The organism is Limnobacter sp. (genome assembly GCF_036405155.1).
Classification (GTDB): Bacteria; Pseudomonadota; Gammaproteobacteria; order Burkholderiales; family Burkholderiaceae_B; genus Limnobacter.
This window is the reverse complement of the sequence record NZ_DASWYD010000006.1, coordinates 763328-783157: the sequence shown is the minus strand read 5'-3', so window position 1 is coordinate 783157 and position 19830 is coordinate 763328. Positions and strand designations below refer to the sequence as shown.

Here is a 19830-nt window from a genome sequence, read left to right as displayed (position 1 = left end):
AAATCTAGGATCATCGAATGTCAGTCAAATATTTGTTCAAAGAACGCCTGGAGGCTCTCTGGAATTTCGGCTTGAAGCCGTGCAGTACCACCGCGGATGAAAACGAAGCGGGTGCGACCGGGATTCAAGGTGAGCGCACCGTTCAGTCCGTGATTCGGGGGGCATTGCCCATGTTGAAGCGGGCAGCGTTGTTGTCCGTGTTCGTCAACCTGGTTGCCCTGTTTCCGGCTGTGTTCTCTTTGCAAGTCTATGACCGTGTGATTTACAGGGGTGGCCTCAACACCTTGGTGGCTCTCCTGATCGGCATGGCCATACTGATGGCGGCTGATTTGATTTTGCGTTCCTTCCGTGCCCGTGTGCTTCGGGTGGCCGCCGTAAAAATCGATGGTCAAATTGCCAGCGACCTCATGAACAAAATCTTGGCCATTCCGCTGCGTCAATTGGAAGCAAAATCCACTGCCGCTTGGTATGCCTTGTTCAAGGATGTGGACACAGTCCGTGTGGTGTGGAGCGGCGCGGTGGCCATGACCATTCTGGACTTGCCATTTGCCATTTTGGCCTTGGGGCTGATCGCAACCATTGCATTGCCCATTTTGCCGGTGGTGTTGACAGGGTTGGCTTGCCTGGCCAGCTTGGCTTGGTACAGCTCGGGTGAGTTCCGCAAACGCCGGGTGGAAGAATTTGCGCGCGCCCGTCGCCGGGATGAGGTGTTGGCGGAGGTGTGTCGCGGTCGCGAGGCCATCAAGAGCCTGGTGCAGGATGATTCTGCCAAACGGGCGTGGGTGTCCAGTTACAACTCTTGGGTGCAGGAAAGCTTCAGCAAAAACGGTGAACTGGAAGACCAGCGCGAACTCTCGACCACCATCATGCTGTGCGTGAACGTGGCGATTACAGCGGTCGGTGCCTTTTCCGTGATCAACCAGTGGATGACGGTTGGGGGCTTGATTGCATCGAATATGTTGGCCAGCAAGGCGATTGGACCGTTGGCGGCGTTGTCGGGGCACTGGCGCTCGATTGCGCATGCGCGCGAGGCCACAGACCGCTTGAATGACGTGTTGGCAGCACAGGAAGAAAAACAGGCCACCGGCCTTGCCTTGCCCATGCCTTCTGGTGCGTTGCGCCTTGAAAATGTCAGTTACCAACACGTGGGTGCGCAAAAGGAAGTCGTGAAGACGGTGTCTGCCCAAATTGGTCCACGGGGTTTGTATGGATTGGCTGGTGACAACGGTGCGGGCAAATCCACGCTGCTCAAATTGCTTCGCGGCCTATACGAGCCACAAGAGGGCCGGGTGTTGCTGGATGAATACGATCTCTCCCAGTTTTCGAGGGTGGAGTTGTCCAAGTGGATCGGGTTTTTGCCGCAGACTTCTCAATTGTTTGAAGGCACCATTGTAGACAACTTGCGCCGGTCCAACCCCGATGCAAGTGACGAGCAAATCCTGCTGGCCTCCAAGCGCTCGGGCGCGCACGACTTCATCGCCAAAATGCCCGACGGCTACATGACGCAGGTCGGTGAAGGCGGTAATCGCCTGTCGGGTGGTCAGCGCCGTCGCATTGCCATCACGCAGGCATTTTTGAGTGATGCGCCGGTCTTGCTGCTCGATGAACCCACCAATGACCTCGACTTTGCCGCTGAAACCCACCTCATGGCGGTTTTTAAAAGCTTGGCCACAGTCAAAACCATCGTGATGGTGACCCATTCCGTGCGTTTGATGTCGATTTGCGACAAGATCATTTACCTCGACAAGGCCTCCAAGTTGCATGTGGGCGCAACGCCGGAAATGCTCAAATTGTTGTACGGCATTTCTGTGCCAAAACCTGTGGCGCCTGCGGTCAAGCCGACGGTGGCCCAAGTGGCTGAACAGGCGGTGCAGGGCGCCTTGGGCGACGCTGCGGCGTCTTCCAACGCAGACACCAACGGCAAAGCAGCCCAGGCGTAATGAGCGAGACACCCGACATGAACAAACCCAACAACGCGGTGGCCGAGGTGCCCAAGCGAGAGCCAGCGCTGCGCAATGACTCGCAAGTGATTGAAGTTCCGTCTCTGTACAAACCAACCGGTGGTACTTTTGACACCAAAAGCAAGTTTGCCTTGGGTCTGATTTCCGTCGCCTTGTTCGCATCGTTGTTTATCCGTGTGGATCAGGTCGTGAGCGCCCCTGGCAAGGTGATTCCCTCCAGCCGGATCAAAACCATCCAGCACTTGGAAGGCGGTATCGTCAAAGAACTGGATGTCAAAGAAGGCGACGTGGTCAAAGAAGGGGATGTGTTGGTCCGTTTGGACCTGGCCACTTCCGGTATCAACATCGAGGAGTTGAAAAGTCGCCGGGCAGCGTTGGAAATGAGCCGCGCACGTCTCATCGGCGAGGCCTCGGGCAAGCAGCCAGAGTACCCGGCAGAACTGATCAAAGACTTTCCGGAGCTGTATCGCACTGAGCAGTCCACCTACATTGCCCGCATGGCCGAATTGAACGGTGTGCTGTCGGTGAATGACAGCCAGACACTGGGCAACCAGGGCAAAGTGGGCGAGTTACAAGCCAAGCTGGATGGGTTGCAAAACCGTGAAGTCACCACCGCGCGTGAACTGGAAATTACCAAAGAATTGGTGCGCGAGCGTTTAGTCTCACAGTTGGAATACCTGACCAAAAAGCGCGAATACGACAGCCTGGTGGCTGAAATCAACTCGATTCGCCAAACCATCGCTTCCGCCCAAGCAGCAGTGACGGGTGGCCGTGCAAAGCGCATGGAGGAAGATGGCAAATTCAGACGCCGTGCAGCAGACGAGCTCACCACGCTTGAGCGTCAATTGGCCAGCTTGAAAGAGGACATTGGACGTGCGACCGACCAGCGTGATCGTGCCGTGATCAAGTCGCCCATCGACGGCGTGGTCAAAAACCTGAAGCTGCAAGCTGTGGGCAACGTGGTTCGCCAAGGTGAGCCGATGATGGAAGTTGTGCCGGTGGATGAGGTGTTGGTGGTGGAAACACGCTTGTCACCATCCGACCGTGGTTATGTATCGCTAGGGCAGGAGGCCCAGGTCAAGGTGTCGGCTTACGATTTCCTTCGCTACGGCACATTGCCAGGGAAAGTCAGCCAGATTGCGGCGGACACCGACCCTGGAAGCGAAGAAACCGGTCCATACTACCGCTTGATTGTGAGCACCGACAAAGCGTTTTTTGGCACTGCCAGCGCGCCACTTCGAATCTCTCCGGGTATGACCGCAGAGGTGGACATCAAGGTGGGCTCTCAGCCGTTTATTTACTATCTGCTTAAACCGGTATTGAAACTGAAGTACGACGCTTTCAGGGAACCATGAACAAAAACCATCGGGGTGGGAAGAAGCTGCAGGCATTTTTGCTGGTGCTGGCGGGCTTGACTGCGAGTGCACATTGTGTGGCTGAGGTCGCGGTCAAGAAGGCTGCCAACAACGCAGGCCGTCGCATATCGCCAGCAGAGGCTGCGGACATGTCAGTTCCCGACCAAGCCAAATTCCGCTTTTTGAACATGTTGCGAACCAATCCGGAGATCGCTACATCCCGGATTAACCTGAACGCCCAACAGTATGTCGAAGACGCTGCACGTGCAGCGTATTACCCCAAATTGACCGTGGGAGCCAATGCCAGTTCCAGCTCCACGGTGACCAACCGGCAATCCACGGACATTACGGTGACGCAGCCGATTTACACGGCAGGTCGCATTGGCGCGCGCGTGGACGCCGCTTTGGCTGACGAAACCATTGCCCAAGGCCAGTTCAACAAAACAGTTCAGGACGTGGTGCTGGAGTCCTTCATTGCGAGTAACAACTTGTCGCGCAACTCATTGCTCGTGGATGCTTCCCGTGCAGCAGTCAGCGCGGTTTCCCAGTTGCTGGCCTTGGAGGAAAAGCGCGTGGAGCTGGGCGGCAGCGGGATCACCGATGCGCAGTTTGCCAAGGCTCGGTTGGCGGTAACCCAAGACCGCCTGGTGAACTATGAGGGGCAATTGGACGAGTCCCGTGCGACCTACTTCAAATATTTTGGTGCGTATCCGGAAGGGTACAACGTGCCCGAACTTGAAATCACCAAAACCATGTTGCCACCCAACCTGGATGATGCGGTGAACAAGGCCCTGTTTGCCAACCCGGACATCCGCGTCGCGGAAGTGCAAATCACCAAGGCCAAACACAACTACAAGGCTGAGGATGCAAGCCTGTATCCGTCGTTGAACCTGGTGGGAATTCAGCAGTTTTTTGGCGAAAAAGACCCTTTCACCGGGAAAAATACAGACAGCTCTGTGAACTTGCGTTTGTCCTACAGCGCATTTTCAGGTGGAGAACAGGTGGCCCGAGTCAACCAGGCGGCAGCCAGCATTGACACCCGCCGAACACAACTCACCTCGGCCCGCATGCGGGTTGAGGAGTCGGTCCGTTTTCAGTGGGGGCGTTACCTGGCTGGCACGGCACGCTCCAACACATTGCGCAATGCCTATGCGGATTCGCTTCAGGTGTTTAAAAATCGCAAACGCTTGCGCGACTTTGGCCGCGAAACCGTGATCGTGATGCTGGACGCGCAGGTGGAATACTTCAACGTGTTGATTGCCTACGTGAATGCCGTGTTTGATGCGCGCGAAGCCGGATTTCGCTTGATGCATGCCATGGGGCAGATGATGCCCACGGCAGGCGCAGAGGCCACTTGGTATGGCCAGTTTTTTGCCCAGCAAACCGAACGCGCGCGGCTTGAAGAAAGCCTGAAAGCGACTGCCGACATTGCCAGCAGCCCTGCTGACCAAGACATTGCCAAACGATTGGGGTTGGATGTCAGCCAGAAAGACATCCAAAAAGCTTCGGAGTTTACCCTGACCCCAGCCCAGCGTTTGCAGGTGGAGCGAGAGGCGGAGAAGGTTCGTGTGGCACCCAGTGACAATGAAAAGGGTTTAAAACCCAAATTGCGTGCAGCGCCCATTCTTGATCCACGGTTTTATCGTTAAGTAAAACCTTGATTTTTGTCCGTAAAGTGCCGACAATTTAAATCAGAAGCACTTTTACCCGCCAATTCCCGGCTTTTGCTTGCTTCCCGGCTTGAGACACTAGTCTCATTGGGGAAGACCATTTGAGGCCGGGGCTTGACCGGTTCTCTCGAACAGGGAAGGCAAGATCATGGGTGACACACAACCGTTTGAATCGCAGTGGGCAGGCTTGGATGCCGACATGCAGAAAGCCGAGTCAGTGCTTGCTGACCCGCATGCGCTCAACATGCAGATTCTGCAGTCCACCATCGACCACACCCCGCAGGACCTATCTGCCGCCAGCGCTGCGCTTCCACGATCCACATTTTCGAACAGTATCCCCCACAGTTATGCCACTGCACCCTTGGGCGGGGTGGCGCCTGCGTTTTCAGGCTTGGGTTTGTTGGCTGCCACGGTAGACCACGCCGGGGCCGCATCAGCGTTGGGGCTGGTGTCGTCCACAGCGGCGGCTGCCCCCAGCAGCTTTGGAAAAACAAGCCTCGGTGACGCTGCCCAACTGTCGCATTTGGGGGCCAAGGCCATGGTGGACAACATGCCAGCGGAACGCTTGGCCGATTCTCTCCCCTTGCTAAAACCGATTGTTGGACAGGAGTCGCACAGCATGAGTCCCGAACTGGATCATTTGTTGGCTTCCCTGATGAACCCGGAGGCTTTATCGACTGCAGTGGACCCGGCGCACCTACTGCAGGGCCTGGGCAGCAATCCAAGCGCCGATGCACTCCAGACCGCCATCGACACCTTGGTGGATCAAATCAATTTGCTGAACAACACCTTTGAGCCGGTTTTCGACAATCTGAGTGCCGATGTTTCCCAGCAGTTGAGCGATTTCTCCGGGCTTCCGACGACAGACCTTGGCGTGATCCTTCACGATGATGCTTCCAATCTGAGTGATTCCCTTTCATCGCTGCTCAGCGTTACCGATTCGATTGGCAATCCATCGATTGATAACCTGTTGCACCTGGGCACCACTGTGGACGATGTGGTCTCCTTGGTGGGTAACCTGCCCGGTGTTGATTTGTCGCCCGTGTTGACGCCAATCACCGATGTGGTCGGTGATATTACTCAACCCATCACCGACATTGTGGGCGGCATCACGGACCCCATCACCCAACCGATCACCGACATCGTGGGCGGCATCACGGACCCCATCACCCAACCGATCACCGACATTGTGGGCGGTATCACTGACCCCATCACGCAACCGATCACCCAGCCCATCACCGACGTGGTTGGCGGCGTGACCACGCCCATCACACAGCCCATCAGTGACATTGGTGGGGTGCTGGGTACTGTCACCGGTGGTCTGTTGGGTGCTCACCAGGTGGACGGTGCGCCGGCCACAGACACCAGCATGCTAAACACGCTCAGCAGCGGTATTTCCAGCACCTCAGGGGCCGCCGATGGTGCTGTGTCCCATTTGCTGGGTGGTCTGGATCCAACGAAGACCTGACAATGTCCGAATCGATTTGAATCCGATCTTGAGCCTGTGTCGTATAATTGACATAGGAACAACGTTCGGACCTTATCTTGACACCCACCACCATCCAGATTCAGGCGGATTCAAACCACACGACAGTTCAAGGCGAACTGATCGATGTGGCGCGGGCCGCGTCTATCCGGTTTTTTGACCACAGTGCATCCAGCTGCGATGTGGCGTCAGTCCACTTGGATTCCGTGTCGGGTCTGGTCAAGGGTGTGCACCTCTCATCATTGGGAACCGATGTCCCTTCCGTGGGCGAGTTTCGGGTCTTGGTCAGCCACTGCGTTTCCGATCCTGGCTTGATGGGTGATCAATCCCTGGTCGCTGGCACAGCCTCAGCGGATTTGTGGATGGAGTCCGAACCGGTTGGAGCACTCATGCACACTACACACGAACAAGGTTCTGCCCACTTGGGCCACGACTTGGCCGGTATGATTCCCAAGATTGATGCGGCGTTGGCAGGTCATTTGAACGCTGGTGAACTGAATCAGCTGATTGCCGACCTTCAATCCCAAGTGCTTGACTTGAACAGCGGTGGACAGCAGCTCTTTGGTGACTTGAGCAGTGACATTCACGCCACAGTGCATGCGTTGCAGGGCCTGGACAGTCACCTGTTGTTGAGTGCCATGAGTCTGGACAGCGCCTATTTGGGAGATCCTGTCTTGGATGCATTTTCTGCTTCAACCCCGTTGGCCACGGTCACGACGCTGGACGGTCTGTTCACATCGCCGGAAGCGTTTCCGTTGACCCTGGATTTCTCAAATCCACACGGCGTGCACGAAGCCACCGAACTGTTTGCTGCTGCGGGTGGATCCTCCATCAACTCGTCAGCTACCTCCAGCGACCCTGGTTTCATGGTGGATTCTGGCAAAAGCGGGTCAGATCTGGGCTAAACCCAGCTGTTGGCTCGACCCTCCGCAAAACCTACGCGTCATTTCCGGGCAAACGTCATCACATGGTCCAATTCAAGCCGAATACCAATCGGCTCGCCAATGGCGTGATTGTGGTGACTGGGCACCAGCGCCATCACATGGGCACCACTGCCCAATGCCAGGGTGTATAAAAAATCTGCACCGCGAAACGCTTTCCGAATGACTGTGGCCTGTAGAGGGCTTGCATCGTCGTGGATGATGTCGTCCGGCCGGATCAGAATATCCAATTCCGCTGCATCTATGGCCGCTCCTTCCGGGATGGGCAATTCACCCAGTTCGAATTCGATGCATTTGGCCGATCGACGCGCTGGCAGAAATACGCCCTGACCAATAAAATCGGCCACCATTCGGGAGTTGGGCTGGTGGTAAAGGGCATACGATGAGCCCCACTGCTGCAATACGCCGTTGTCCATCACGCCAATTTCATCGGCCATGCTAAAGGCCTCATGTTGGTCGTGTGTGACCAAAATGGCGCTCATGCGCTCTGCTTTCAGAATGTCCCGCACTTCCAGCGTCAGACGCTCTTTGAGTTCCACGTCCAGGTTAGAAAATGGCTCATCCAGCAAGATCAGCGCAGGGCGGGGGGCCAGAGCACGGGCCAGTGCAACCCGCTGTTGTTGCCCGCCAGACAATTCATGTGGGTAGCGTTTTCCCATGTCTTTCAGCCCGATCAATGCCAACAAGCCATTGCTACGTGCCGCACGCTCAACGGGCTTTTCACGGTGAAGCCCAAACTCAATGTTTTCTTGAACGGTGAGGTGTGGAAACAGGGCATAGTCCTGAAACACCACGCCCACGTGTCGCTTCTCGGGACTCAGCACTTGCCCGGGTGTGCTCATGCGTTGGCCACCAATGTGAATTTCCCCGTGCGATGGGGCCAAAAAACCCGCGATGGCCCGAAGCAGGGTGGTTTTACCGCAGCCGGACGGCCCCAAGAGGCAAGCAATCGTGCCCGCAACCAATTTGAAGGATATGTCTTGGACCGCAGGCGTGGCGGAACCCGCATAGCCAATGCTGAGGTGGTCAATTTCAAGGGCCAGGGGAGGAGTGCTCATGGGCGAACAGCGCAACTGCCAACTTAAAGTAAAATGATAATTACTTCTATTTTGCCATGCTTGGGCGGTTGGTTTGTTGACATTGGGTATTCGGAGTCGGGTTTCCGCAGGCCTGTTGGCCGTGCTTTTGCTGCTGCCATTTGCATGTCTGGCTGGCATGGCTTTCGTTGGTGCCTATGCTTCGCCGGGTGTTTTGCAGCACGTGCTGTCCACCACCTTGCCCAGCCTGTTGGGGCAAACCGTGCTGTTGACAGTCGGGGTGATGCTCTTGACCAGCACCATGGGCGTGTTGCCAGCCTGGTGGATTTCTACCCATGACTTTCCCGGCAGGCGCTGGATTGAATGGTTGCTGATTTTGCCGCTGGCCATGCCCTCGTACGTCATCGCGTATGCCTACACCGATGCGTTGCAATACTCGGGCTTCATCGCGAGCCATTTGCGGATGGTCTTTGGGTCTCAGTTCCGCATACCGGAAATCCGTTCGCTATCCGGCGCCATTGTCGTCCTGGCGCTGGTCCTTTATCCATATGTGTATCTCATGGCCAGGGCCTCATTTCTGGCCCGCAGTCCGTCGTTGATGGATGCAGCGCGCTCATTGGGTCATTCAGCCACCGGGGCCTTTCTGCGGGTTGGTTTGCCGGTTGCCCGTCCAGCCTGGGTGGCTGGTTTGGCCTTGGTGTTGATGGAAACACTCTCTGAATTTGGTGCTCTGTCGTATTTTGGTGTGCAAACCTTCACCACGGCCATATTCAACACTTGGCTTAACCTGGGTGACCGTGCCTCTGCGGCCCTGTTGTCGGTGTTGTTGCTGGTCATCATGTTTGGACTGATTGTGGCCGAGGGCCGTGCGCGCGGCAGGGCGCAGTTTTACACGCAATCCGGCAAGGGGCAGGCACCCCTTCGCAGTCGACTGAAACCCCTGCAGGCCGGCGTGGTGATGGTGTTGTGTGCGCTTCCGTTTGTGTTGGGTTTCGTGCTGCCTGTGTTGTTTCTGCTTCTGTTGTTGCAACACGTGGACACCTCGATCGACTGGGCGCGCAGTGTTCAATGGGCCAAACACTCCGCCATATTGGGTTTTTCTGCGGCTGTCGTGTCCTTGATGTTGGCTGTTTTTCTCGCTTACCTCAAACGCCAGCAACCTGTTGCATGGATACAGGCGGTTCATCGTTTAGTCTCTTTGGGATATGGTGTCCCGGGTGCCATTTTGGCAATCGCCATCTTGCTGCCCCTGGCATTTGTGGATCGGTTGACGTTCGAGATGGGCTGGGGGCTGCCAGCTCTCACTGGCAGTGTTGTGGCCTTGGTGTATGCCTACAACGTGCGGTTTACATCGGCCGCCCTGCAGGCCGTGGACGCGGGGCTGGGGCAAATCACACGGCACATTGATGAATCAGCCCGGGTGTTGGGGCGAACTGCCCGGCAGGTGTTGTGGCAGGTGCATCTGCCCATTTTGAAGGGGCCGCTGGCCACCGGGGTTTTGCTGGTGTTGGTGGACGTGGTGAAGGAACTACCCGCCACATTGGTGCTGCGGCCATTCGACTTCGACACATTGGCGGTTAAGGCTTACCAGTTTGCCGCCGACGAGCGCTTGACCGAGGCCGCAGTGCCTTCGCTGCTGATTGTGTTGGTGGCCTTGGTGCCCATTCTGTTGCTGATGCGCCAAGGGGCACAACAGCAACAGTCGGGTACCCCGCATTAATGCAGTTGCATGGTGTTGGGCAGCTCGGAATCTTCGGGCAGTTCCGCGTGCATCAACTCACCTTCGGGGTTGGGGTATAGGGGTGACCCACAGTCTTCGCAATACTCCAGCGGGAAGCGCTCTTCCAGCACCGTGATTTTTCGAATGCCCACTTCCTTCAGCAAAGCCTCAATCTTGGAACGAATCACCGGGTTATCGGGTTCGCTTTCAATGTCCCGTTCGTAAACAGGGTCGGGTTCATTGCCGTATTCTTCACCAATCAGCGGCCACACCACGCCATGCACCACGTCCGGGCTGCCTTCCAGCGAAAAGCCGATCCGGTATTCTTCGATTTCACCGCGGTCCACAAAGGCACCCACGCTGGCACAAATTTTTTGAGGTGGCACATCCAGCGCGCTTTCCAGGAATGCAGCCGAGGCCCTCACGGAATAGGCTCTTGCTTCTTTTTCTGCTTCACGGCAAGCGTTGTACAGTCCGTTGGGCAGCATCAGCTCCAGCAAGCAACCCGGCATGATTTTTTGAAGCGCCTGACTGCCAACCACGCGCCAGTTTTCCAATACCTCTTCTTTGCTGAGCAATACGCCATTGCTGTGGGACTCCACCTGCCATTTGAATGCCGGTTGACCAGAGGGTACTGCGATGGCGCCAATCAGGTAGCGTACGTCCGATAAAAAGCTTTGCGTGGCCGGCAGGTTTTCGGTGTCGATGCGGACCAAGGCTTTGTCCACAGCGGCTTGTCCCAATTGCCGGGCCAATTCAGCGGCCGAGGTGTAGCTTTCCGGCAATTGGTCTGGGCTAAACAACATGTTGGTCAATACCAGGTGTGAATGTTCCGACAGCACGTTTTTGTGCAGTAGTTCGGTGAACAGGGCCACGGTGGACTCGTCAATTTTGCCGGAGGGAATGTTGTACGTTGACCAAGCCAGAATGGGCGCAGCCAGCAACAGCACGTCCACCGAGCCGTCACCAATGGCTGGAGATTCCACCGTGTTTTCAATGGCGAATGCCAATTCATCGTAGGCACGGTAGTTGGTGCTGTACAGGTAGTCCAGGGTTTGGACCAGCGTGGTGTCGCTGCGGCTTTCCAGCATGGGTGCCAAGGCGGCGAACAGCTTTTTTTTCCAAAACCGGCGCTCAAGGCGGCTACCCGCATCGGCCAACAATATGGCCAGGTTGGCCAGTGGCTTGGCGTATTTCGAGAGCTTGGAGCGGGAGGCTGTGTTCAGCGGTTTTCTGCGCATGGGTGGTTCCTGTGAGGTTCCACCCATTGTAGTACGAGATGGTGTTGCTTATGCTTTTGCGGCAGCGGCCTGCACCGGTTTGTCTCGCAGGTTGGACTGGTCTGCCAAACCGGGGCGCACCCACTCGGGCGGTGCCCAGATGTGTTTGATGCGTTGCCACAGTGGGCCTGGTTTAAGCGCATCACTGAACATGTCGCGCCACTCGTGGGTGTTCAGAGTCCAAATGTTGTTTGTTTTGGGCTGGCGAACAATGCCGTATTCAACCGGTGCTACTTCGGGTTCGAAAGTACCAAACAAACGGTCCCAAATGATCAACACACCACCGTAGTTTTTGTCGATGTACTCGTCGTTGCGGCCATGGTGCACCCGGTGGTGGGACGGTGTATTGAACACAAATTCGAACCATTTGGGCAGCTTGTCCACGGCTTGTGTGTGCACAAAATATTGATAACCCAGGTTCACGCCATAGGCCAGCAACACAGCCCACACAGGGAAGCCGATGATGAGCATGGGAGCCCAAAAAATTTGATGCAAGTTCACCGCGTAAAACAGGCTCTGACGCATGGCGGTGGTGGTGGTCATGTTCTCGCCGCTGTGGTGAACTACATGTGCGCACCAAAACCACCGGATGCGGTGGCTGGCCCGATGGAACCAGTAGTAGCAAAACTCAATGCCAAACAGCAGGCCCAAAAAATTCAGTGGGGTTACTTGAATGGTGGCCAAGCGAAAGCTGTACAACCATTCCATAAAAAGGCTGACGAAGAGCGCGTACCACACCACCTCCATGGCTTGGTAAGTACCGCCCAGCAGCATGTTGGTGATCACTTCCTGTTTTCGAAAAAAGAAAGATTTTCCAACCTTTTTCAAATAGACATATTCAACCGCAGTGCCCAACAGGAAGAGAGGGGTCAGTATGCTGAGGAATACCTGTTTCCAGTCGGGGTCTGGACCAAAAAAAAGATGGATGGTGGGCAAAGCCTGTTCGATGAACGCTTCCATGTGGGGTCTCCCCGTGGTGTTGTTTTGATGGTGGCAGTTTGCTTGAAACGCGTCGAGGTTTCTTGTGAAATCAGGACTATTTTTTGTGATTTTGCGCCAATCGGTGTGTTTGTTTGCTTGGTACGGCCGAGCCCCCAGCAATGCCGGCACGGGCTGGCGGTGTTGTGAAAGGGCGAAATAAAAACCGGCACGGGCTAACGGCGTTGCTGGGGGGCAATAACAACCACGGGCTGTAGGCTTTGCGAAAGCGGCATTAAACAGGCACCTGCTACCCGAGGCTCATCACTTGAGCCCGGCCTCCCAAGCCAAATAAGCCGCCGCGACTTCCTTGGGTTTTTCCATCATGGGTACATGCCCGGTCTGGTCCATGATCATCACCTTGGCTTGTGGCAAGGCCGCAGCCAATTCAGCCGCACCATCCACATGCAACACCCGGTCATTCTGGCCCCACACAATCATGGCGGGCCCTATGTAATTGGATGCTTTCAGTGTGCTCGCCAAGTCCGAGGGCAATGCTTTGAAGTCTTTGTAAATCCGTTGGTTCAATGCTTGGTCCCGAATGGCCCGTTCGGCCATGGCATCCACCACAAAGCCAGGCGCAAAGGCGGGGCGTTTGTACATCACGGTGTTGACGATGTTTTCAAACTCTGCCCGGTTGCCTGCGGTGAGTACAATTTTTCCGGTGGTGTCGTAAGTCTTTAGCACTTCCGACTTTCTGGACGCTTGCAAACCCGCGGGTGCCAAAAACAAAATCGAGCGCACCTCGTCAGGATAGCGCGCCGCGTAAGCACCGGAGATCCACCCGCCCATGGAATTTCCGCCGATGTGCACTTTGGTGAGGCCGATTTTTTGCAAGATGGTATGCACCCGGTCTGCCTGGGTATTGATGCGGTAGTCCGCGTCGGCAACTCGGGTTGAGCCGCCGAAACCGGGCACGTCAATTGAATACACCGTGAAATGATTTTTCAGTTCCCGAGCAAATCGGTTGAAATTGTCCTTTGAACCGCCAAAACCATGAATCAACACCAAGGGCTCTCCCTGGCCGCCAGTCAGGTACGGCACCTTAAAGCCGTCAATCTCCACTTCCCTGCGTTCAAGCCCACACCAGGCTCGCTCGGCCGCAATGGCCAAACCTGCCATGCCCTGAATTTCCCCCTCGGGTTGCTGCAGGCTGCAAGCTGCAACACCCGTGACCAAGGCAGCGCCCAAGGCCAGTCGACCTGCCCAAAGCCCCAATCCAGTCAACTGCTTGGCAGAGTGTGGGTGTTGCTGTGCCCGAGTGAATGATTTCATGCTGTCTCCGGTGTTGTGGTTTGATTACGCGATAGCATAGACCACGGTTTGTCACCGGGATTGGTCCATTCCCATTGAATTTCGGACAGCTTTCGCTGGTTTGTCGCCCACATGACATTGAATACACTGCCCTTGAACGTCGACCTTGGTCATGTCTCGGCCAGTTATGTGAATGTGCTGTTTGATTGGCTTGAACAGAACCACCCTGAGCTTGCACGGAAAATGCCCTTTGAGAGACCCGCACCGGGCGACCTCAACCGCGTGCCGATTGCCGATTGGCAACCCATGTTGGTCTGGGTGGACCAGCAACTGCACGACCCGGACATGCCGCTGCAAGTGGCGGCCAGCGTGAAAACAGCCAATACAGGGCTATTGGGTTACATGGCGTCATGCTGCGCGACCTTGGGTGAGGCCTTTGCCCGGCTTCAGCAATTCGAACACCTGATCTATTCGGTCAATGCCTTGCAGGTTCATTTTGACGATGGTTTGTTGTGTTTGCGCTGGGGCGCTGAGCGTGGCAAACCAGGCCATTGGGTCGATTCCGTGGCGATTGGCGTGCTGGTGTCGTTCACCCGGAGTTTGGTGGACAGGGATATCCAGCTTAGTCGAGTTCGCTTCGTGAATCCCAAGCCCTGCAATGTGGGCTACTTTGAATCCTTTTTTGGCTGCCCAGTATTGTTTGACGAACCCTACACTGAGGTGGCCATGCCCGAAGCCGTGCTGCAGTGGCCGTTGAAGTCACCCGATGCTGTGCTGCGGCAATTGCTCGACCAACAGGCTGAGCAGTTGTTGGCGAAGGTGCCGGACCGATTGGAGCCGTTGCCCGGTTTGCAGCGGGCCATTCAGGACAGCGTACTGGCTGGCCTGCCGGTGTTGGAAGAAGTCGCCAAACGTTTGTGCGTTAGCACTCGTACACTGCAGCGCCAATTGCAACAGAATGGTTTGACTTTTCGACGCGAACTTGAAAAGGTGCGCATCCAAATGGCCAAAAACTGCCTCGACAAAAGGGACATGAGCTTGGCTGACTTGGCGAGTTTTCTGGGTTACAACGACCAAAGTGCATTCACGCATGCCTTCAAGCGGGCGTTGGGTCAAAGCCCGGCCAGGTACCAAAAATCCCGCCAGTAACCCCGCACTGCAAAAAATGGAGTGTCCAATCGGTTCCCAAACCTGTAAAAGCAACCCAAAGTCCTATATCATATATAAGACTTGGTGAGCCAATCTGCCCGGTTGTATGCCGCATCCAGCAGGCCGTTTTTGCTGTGCAGCACTTGTATCGGGTGTTGAACTGGCTCAAAATCACAGTTTCCTATTGACCCTCACCCAATCAAGGGAGTTCTCATGCTTGAGTCCTATCGCCAACACGTGGCCGAACGCGCCGCGTTGGGCATTCCTCCACTGCCACTGTCTGCTGAGCAAACCAATGGTTTGATCGCCTTGTTGAAGAATCCGCCCGCGGGCGAAGAAGCCTTCCTGATGGACCTGCTGACCAACCGTGTTCCTGCCGGTGTGGACGATGCCGCCAAAGTAAAGGCCGCATTCCTGGCCGCCATTGTGAGCGGGGCAGACAAATGCGGTTTGGTGTCTCGCCTGAAAGCCGTTGAGCTGCTGGGTACCATGCTGGGTGGTTTCAACATCAAGCCCCTCATCGACGCACTGGGTGACGCTGAAGTGGGCGAGGCTGCTGCTGCCGCCTTGTCCAAAACCTTGCTGATGTTCGACTATTTCCACGATGTTAAAAACCTGGCTGACAAAGGCAATGCCAATGCCAAGCGCGTGATGCAGAGCTGGGCCGATGCCGAGTGGTTCACCAGCCGCCCCGAAGTGCCTGCGTCCATCAAGTTGACCGTGTTCAAGGTGTCTGGCGAGACCAACACCGACGATTTGTCCCCAGCCCCCGACGCATGGAGCCGCCCAGACATTCCGTTGCATGCCTTGGCCATGTTGAAAAACCCACGCCCCGGCATCAACCCGGACGAACCCGGCAAAGTGGGCCCCATCAAGCAACTGGCCGAACTGCAGAAGAAAGGCAACCCCATCGCCTACGTGGGCGACGTGGTCGGTACCGGTTCTTCCCGCAAATCCGCCACCAACAGCGTGTTGTGGTTCACCGGCGACGACATTCCCTTCATCCCCAACAAGCGCTTTGGCGGCTATTGCCTCGGCGGAAAAATTGCACCGATCTTCTTCAACACCATGGAAGATGCTGGCGCATTGCCCATCGAGCTGGATGTGAGCCAAATGGAAATGGGCGACGAAATTGAGTTGCGCCCCATGGAAGGCAAGGTTCTGAAAAACGGTGCAGTCATCTCCGAATTCCAGATGAAAACCGATGTGCTGTTTGACGAAGTGCGCGCCGGTGGCCGTATTCCGTTGATCATCGGCCGTGGGTTGACCGACCGCGCCCGCGCAGCACTGGGCCTTGAGCCTAGCCCCGTGTTCCGTCGCCCCTCGGCCAAGAACGACAGCGGCAAAGGCTTCTCGCTGGCCCAGAAAATGGTCGGCAAGGCCTGTGGTCTGCCCAAAGGCCAGGGCGTTCGTCCCGGTACTTACTGCGAACCTCACATGACCACCGTGGGTTCTCAGGACACCACTGGCCCCATGACCCGCGATGAACTGAAGGACCTGGCTTGCCTGGGTTTCTCGGCCGACCTGGTGATGCAGTCTTTCTGCCACACAGCCGCTTACCCCAAGCCCGTGGACGTGAAAATGCACCACGACCTGCCCGAGTTCATTGAGAACCGTGGCGGTGTGGCCCTGCGCCCAGGCGATGGCGTGATTCACAGCTGGTTGAACCGCTTGCTGATGCCCGATACCGTGGGCACTGGTGGCGACTCGCACACCCGTTTCCCCATCGGTATTTCCTTCCCAGCCGGTTCCGGTTTGGTGGCATTTGCTGCTGCCACCGGCGTCATGCCGCTGGACATGCCTGAATCAGTTCTGGTTCGTTTCAAGGGCGAAATGCAGCCAGGCGTTACCTTGCGTGACCTGGTCAATGCCATTCCCTTGTACGCGATCAAGGCTGGTCTGCTGACCGTGGAGAAGAAGGGCAAGAAGAACGTGTTCTCCGGCCGCATTCTGGAAATCGAAGGGTTGCCTCAACTCAAGGTTGAGCAGGCGTTCGAACTGTCCGATGCATCTGCCGAGCGCTCAGCCGCTGGTTGTACCGTGCACCTGGACAAAGAGCCCATCATCGAATACATGCGCTCCAACATCACCCTGATGAAGTGGATGATTGCGCAGGGCTATCAAGATGCACGCACACTGACACGCCGCATCAAGGCCATGGAAGACTGGATTGCCAACCCCGAGTTGCTGAAGGGCGATGCCGATGCAGAATACGCTGCTGTCATCGAAATCGACCTGAAAGACATCAAGGAACCCATCCTGGCTTGCCCCAATGACCCCGATGATGTGAAGTTCCTGTCTGAAGTGGCCGGCGACAAAATCGACGAAGTGTTCATCGGTTCCTGCATGACCAACATCGGTCACTTCCGTGCAGCAGGCAAGGTGCTGGAAGGCAAGAGCGACATCCCAACCCGTTTGTGGATTGCGCCACCCACCAAGATGGACCAGCACATTCTGACCGAGGAAGGCTACTACGGCATTTTGGGCCGCACCGGTGCCCGCATGGAAATGCCGGGTTGTTCATTGTGCATGGGTAACCAGGCGCAAATCCGAAAGGGCTCCACCGCGGTGTCTACTTCCACCCGCAACTTCCCGAACCGCTTGGGCATTGACACCCGTGTGTACCTCAGCTCGGCCGAACTGGCTGCTGTGTGTGCACTGCTGGGCAAAATCCCAACGGTGGAGGAGTACATGGAGCAGGTGAAGATGTTGGGCTCTGTGTCCAACGACGTTTACCGCTACATGAACTTCGACCAGATCAAGGAGTTTGTGGACGTGGCCGCAACTGCGAAACTGGCTGCTTAAGTCTTCAGCTTTCGTTACACAAAAAAGCCCTCCGATTGGAGGGCTTTTTTATGGTGATGCGCGGCCCGCGGAATTCAACCGGCACGGCTCAAAATTTCATCGAACTCTTGTGCCAAACGAACAGACGTGCGTTCAGGTCGACCCATTTCCTCATTGGCGTGCAGCAACAGAGCGCTCAATAAGGACTTTGTCAAGTTCAGCGAGGCCTGTTTGCCCAGCAGACAGACGTCGCGATCATTCTGGAAATACACCCGCATGTCGTTGTGGTCTTCTTCCATGAACAGCACATTCGCATGGGGGAAGCAATTCAGCACCTGATCAATCGCAGCGCTTTGCTCCTCGGTACTCCAGTTCATGTCAACCACGACCAGTTTGGCACGCTCAACGTCGTCCGATACGAAATCGGGCATGGCGTCCAATACCGTCACCTTGAATTCTCCCAGGCTGGCCAAAAATTTCAGGTAGCCCATGGCCTTGATGGGGTAGTCGGATAAAACGACGCAAGTGGACGTGGCGGAATGCATCAAGGCAATGTTCTCGATATAAGCGAAAGTTTCACGCATTGTCTCCAAACTCCCCCGAATTTTGTATTACCTGACTGGGTTAATATTTAGACCGACAGGTGGTTAGAAAAACACAACGAAACCACGGACGTCGCAGCATCACAAACACCTAGGAGACAGAGCACCATGGCGGGTTTCAAAGAGTTCGACCAATACGACGCATTGGGTTTGGCCCAACTGATCGCAGCGGGGCAGGTTACCCCGTTAGAGTTACTCGAAGAGAGCATTGCCCGCACCGAAAAGGTCAACTCCCGGATTAACGCAGTGATTCGGCCGATGTATGACATATCCCGCAAACGGGGGGGGGAGGCCTTCAGTGGCCCATTCGCGGGTGTTCCGTTTTTGCTGAAAGATTTGGTGGCCAGCTATGCCGGTGTCGAAATGAGCAGCGGCAGCCGGTTTTTCAAGGGGTTTGTACCCGCCCAAGACTCTGAATACGTTCGGCGATTCAAGCAGGCCGGCCTGAATATTTTTGGGAAAACCAACACGCCAGAGTTTGGAATTACCCCATCAACCGAACCCGAATTGACGGGCCCAAGTCGTAACCCTTGGGACCCCTTGCGCAGCCCCGGTGGGTCGAGCGGGGGTGCGTCAGCGGCGGTGGCAGCCGGCATTGTCCCCATGGCCAGTGCCAGCGATGGCGGGGGGTCCATCCGCATTCCAGCCGCCTGTTGTGGCTTGTTTGGCCTAAAGCCAACCCGTGGCCGCGTTCCGTCAGGTCCTGAACAGGCAGACGGTTGGTTCGGCTTTATTGCCGAGCATGTCATCTCCCGCAGTGTGCGGGACTCGGCCCACATGCTGGACGCTTTGCAGGGTAATTACCCGGGGCAGTTGCTGCGCACTGCACCACCAGCCGACAGTTATGCCTCCGCGTTGGAGAAAAAACCCAAGAAGCTTCGAATTGCCTATTCAACCGACCCGGCGCTGGGGGAGAGTCTTCATCCTGATTGCAAACAGGGTGTGCTGGAAACAGTCAAGCTACTGGAGGGCATGGGGCACGTTTGCGAAGAAGTGAAGTTGCCCATACAGCGTGAAGAATTCATTTACGCCTACAGTGTATTGATTTGCGCGGAAATGGCGGCCACCGTGGCCGAGGGTGAGCGCTTGATGGGCAAGACCGCCAAGGCCGCCGATTTTGAGGCACGAACCTGGGCATTGGCCAAGCTGGGCAAAAGCTTCTCGGCGGGCGATGTGGCCAAAGCGATGTGGACTTTGGATCAGTTCAGTCGCCAGTGGATGACATTTTTTGAGCCCTACGATGCCTTGCTGACCAGCACACTGGGGGATTTGCCCATTCATGTGGGCGGTTTGCGGCCCACAGCTCAGGAGCTGATTGAGTTAAAGGCGCTGGCCTATTTGCCGATTGGCTTTATTGCCAAGCAAAAAGACTTCGTGCTGAAAGCAGGTCGTCGCATATACAACTACTGTTCACAAACCATTCCGGCCAACGTGACCGGGCAGCCGTCCATGAGCGTGCCATTGCACTGGAATGCGCAAAATATTCCGGTCGGCATGATGTTCACCGGGCGTTGGGGCGAGGAAGACGTGTTGTTCAACCTCGCCGCTCAATTGGAGCAGGCCAAACCGTGGTTTGACCGTCGAGCGCCCATCCATGCTGCCCAGGTTTGAAT

General features: G+C 56.0%; 14 protein-coding genes. 9 read left to right on the top strand and 5 right to left on the bottom strand.

What is annotated here, in order from left to right:
* Nucleotides 1–17 precede the first annotated feature (17 nt).
* From VGE55_RS09985 to VGE55_RS09965, 5 genes are all read left to right on the top strand, one after another.
* The gene (locus tag VGE55_RS09985) at nucleotides 18–1940 is read left to right on the top strand and encodes a peptidase domain-containing ABC transporter (RefSeq protein ID WP_331131534.1); all 1923 of its coding nucleotides are present in this window, start codon (nucleotides 18–20) and stop codon (nucleotides 1938–1940) included.
* Nucleotides 1940–3316: an HlyD family type I secretion periplasmic adaptor subunit gene (locus tag VGE55_RS09980; protein ID WP_331131533.1), complete on the top strand. Its 1377-nt coding sequence runs from the start codon at nucleotides 1940–1942 to the stop codon at nucleotides 3314–3316. Before VGE55_RS09985 ends, VGE55_RS09980 begins: the two co-directional genes overlap by 1 nt.
* A complete protein-coding gene (locus VGE55_RS09975; RefSeq protein WP_331131532.1) occupies nucleotides 3313–4965 on the top strand; it encodes a TolC family protein in 1653 nt (550 codons plus the stop codon). Before VGE55_RS09980 ends, VGE55_RS09975 begins: the two co-directional genes overlap by 4 nt.
* Before the next feature lie 169 nt (nucleotides 4966–5134).
* Nucleotides 5135–6454, top strand: a complete 1320-nt coding sequence (locus VGE55_RS09970; RefSeq protein ID WP_331131531.1) for a hypothetical protein — start codon at nucleotides 5135–5137, stop codon at nucleotides 6452–6454.
* Nucleotides 6455–6531: 77 nt separating this feature from the next.
* Nucleotides 6532–7377 carry a hypothetical protein gene (locus VGE55_RS09965; RefSeq protein ID WP_331131530.1) on the top strand — a complete coding sequence of 282 codons (846 nt, stop codon included), beginning with the start codon at nucleotides 6532–6534 and terminating at the stop codon, nucleotides 7375–7377.
* A gap of 38 nt (nucleotides 7378–7415) precedes the next feature.
* Here VGE55_RS09965 and VGE55_RS09960 read toward each other — a convergent pair whose 3' ends face one another.
* Nucleotides 7416–8471 (bottom strand): ABC transporter ATP-binding protein, encoded by a 1056-nt coding sequence (locus tag VGE55_RS09960; RefSeq protein ID WP_331131529.1) that lies wholly within the window; start codon nucleotides 8469–8471, stop codon nucleotides 7416–7418.
* A 157-nt stretch (nucleotides 8472–8628) separates the two neighbouring features.
* Here VGE55_RS09960 and VGE55_RS09955 point away from each other — a divergent pair, with 157 nt between their 5' ends.
* Entirely contained in the window at nucleotides 8629–10170 is a 1542-nt protein-coding gene (locus VGE55_RS09955) for an iron ABC transporter permease (RefSeq protein WP_331131528.1), read from the top strand.
* On the opposite strand, the gene VGE55_RS09950 is transcribed toward VGE55_RS09955, so the two are convergent.
* The 3 genes from VGE55_RS09950 to VGE55_RS09940 all read right to left on the bottom strand — a co-directional run bounded on the left by VGE55_RS09950 (nucleotide 10167) and on the right by VGE55_RS09940 (nucleotide 13703).
* Complete coding sequence (locus VGE55_RS09950) at nucleotides 10167–11411, bottom strand: DUF2863 family protein (RefSeq protein WP_331131527.1); 1245 nt, start codon at nucleotides 11409–11411, stop codon at nucleotides 10167–10169. The genes VGE55_RS09955 and VGE55_RS09950 overlap by 4 nt on opposite strands.
* Before the next feature lie 48 nt (nucleotides 11412–11459).
* Complete coding sequence (locus tag VGE55_RS09945) at nucleotides 11460–12410, bottom strand: sterol desaturase family protein (RefSeq protein ID WP_331131526.1); 951 nt, start codon at nucleotides 12408–12410, stop codon at nucleotides 11460–11462.
* A 282-nt stretch (nucleotides 12411–12692) separates the two neighbouring features.
* On the bottom strand, nucleotides 12693–13703 hold the full coding sequence (locus VGE55_RS09940) for an alpha/beta hydrolase (protein WP_331131525.1): 1011 nt from the start codon (nucleotides 13701–13703) through the stop codon (nucleotides 12693–12695).
* Nucleotides 13704–13814: 111 nt separating this feature from the next.
* On the opposite strand from VGE55_RS09940, the gene VGE55_RS09935 reads away from it, so the two are divergent.
* Together VGE55_RS09935 and acnB are read left to right on the top strand one after the other, a co-directional pair.
* A complete protein-coding gene (locus tag VGE55_RS09935) occupies nucleotides 13815–14831 on the top strand; it encodes a helix-turn-helix domain-containing protein (RefSeq protein WP_331131524.1) in 1017 nt (338 codons plus the stop codon).
* Nucleotides 14832–15044: 213 nt separating this feature from the next.
* Nucleotides 15045–17636: a bifunctional aconitate hydratase 2/2-methylisocitrate dehydratase gene (gene acnB / locus VGE55_RS09930; protein ID WP_331131523.1), complete on the top strand. Its 2592-nt coding sequence runs from the start codon at nucleotides 15045–15047 to the stop codon at nucleotides 17634–17636.
* A 74-nt stretch (nucleotides 17637–17710) separates the two neighbouring features.
* On the opposite strand, the gene VGE55_RS09925 is transcribed toward acnB, so the two are convergent.
* Complete coding sequence (locus VGE55_RS09925; protein WP_331131522.1) at nucleotides 17711–18199, bottom strand: hypothetical protein; 489 nt, start codon at nucleotides 18197–18199, stop codon at nucleotides 17711–17713.
* 126 nt (nucleotides 18200–18325) lie between these two features.
* Here VGE55_RS09925 and VGE55_RS09920 point away from each other — a divergent pair, with 126 nt between their 5' ends.
* Nucleotides 18326–19828 carry an amidase gene (locus VGE55_RS09920; protein ID WP_331131521.1) on the top strand — a complete coding sequence of 501 codons (1503 nt, stop codon included), beginning with the start codon at nucleotides 18326–18328 and terminating at the stop codon, nucleotides 19826–19828.
* Nucleotides 19829–19830 lie beyond the last annotated feature (2 nt).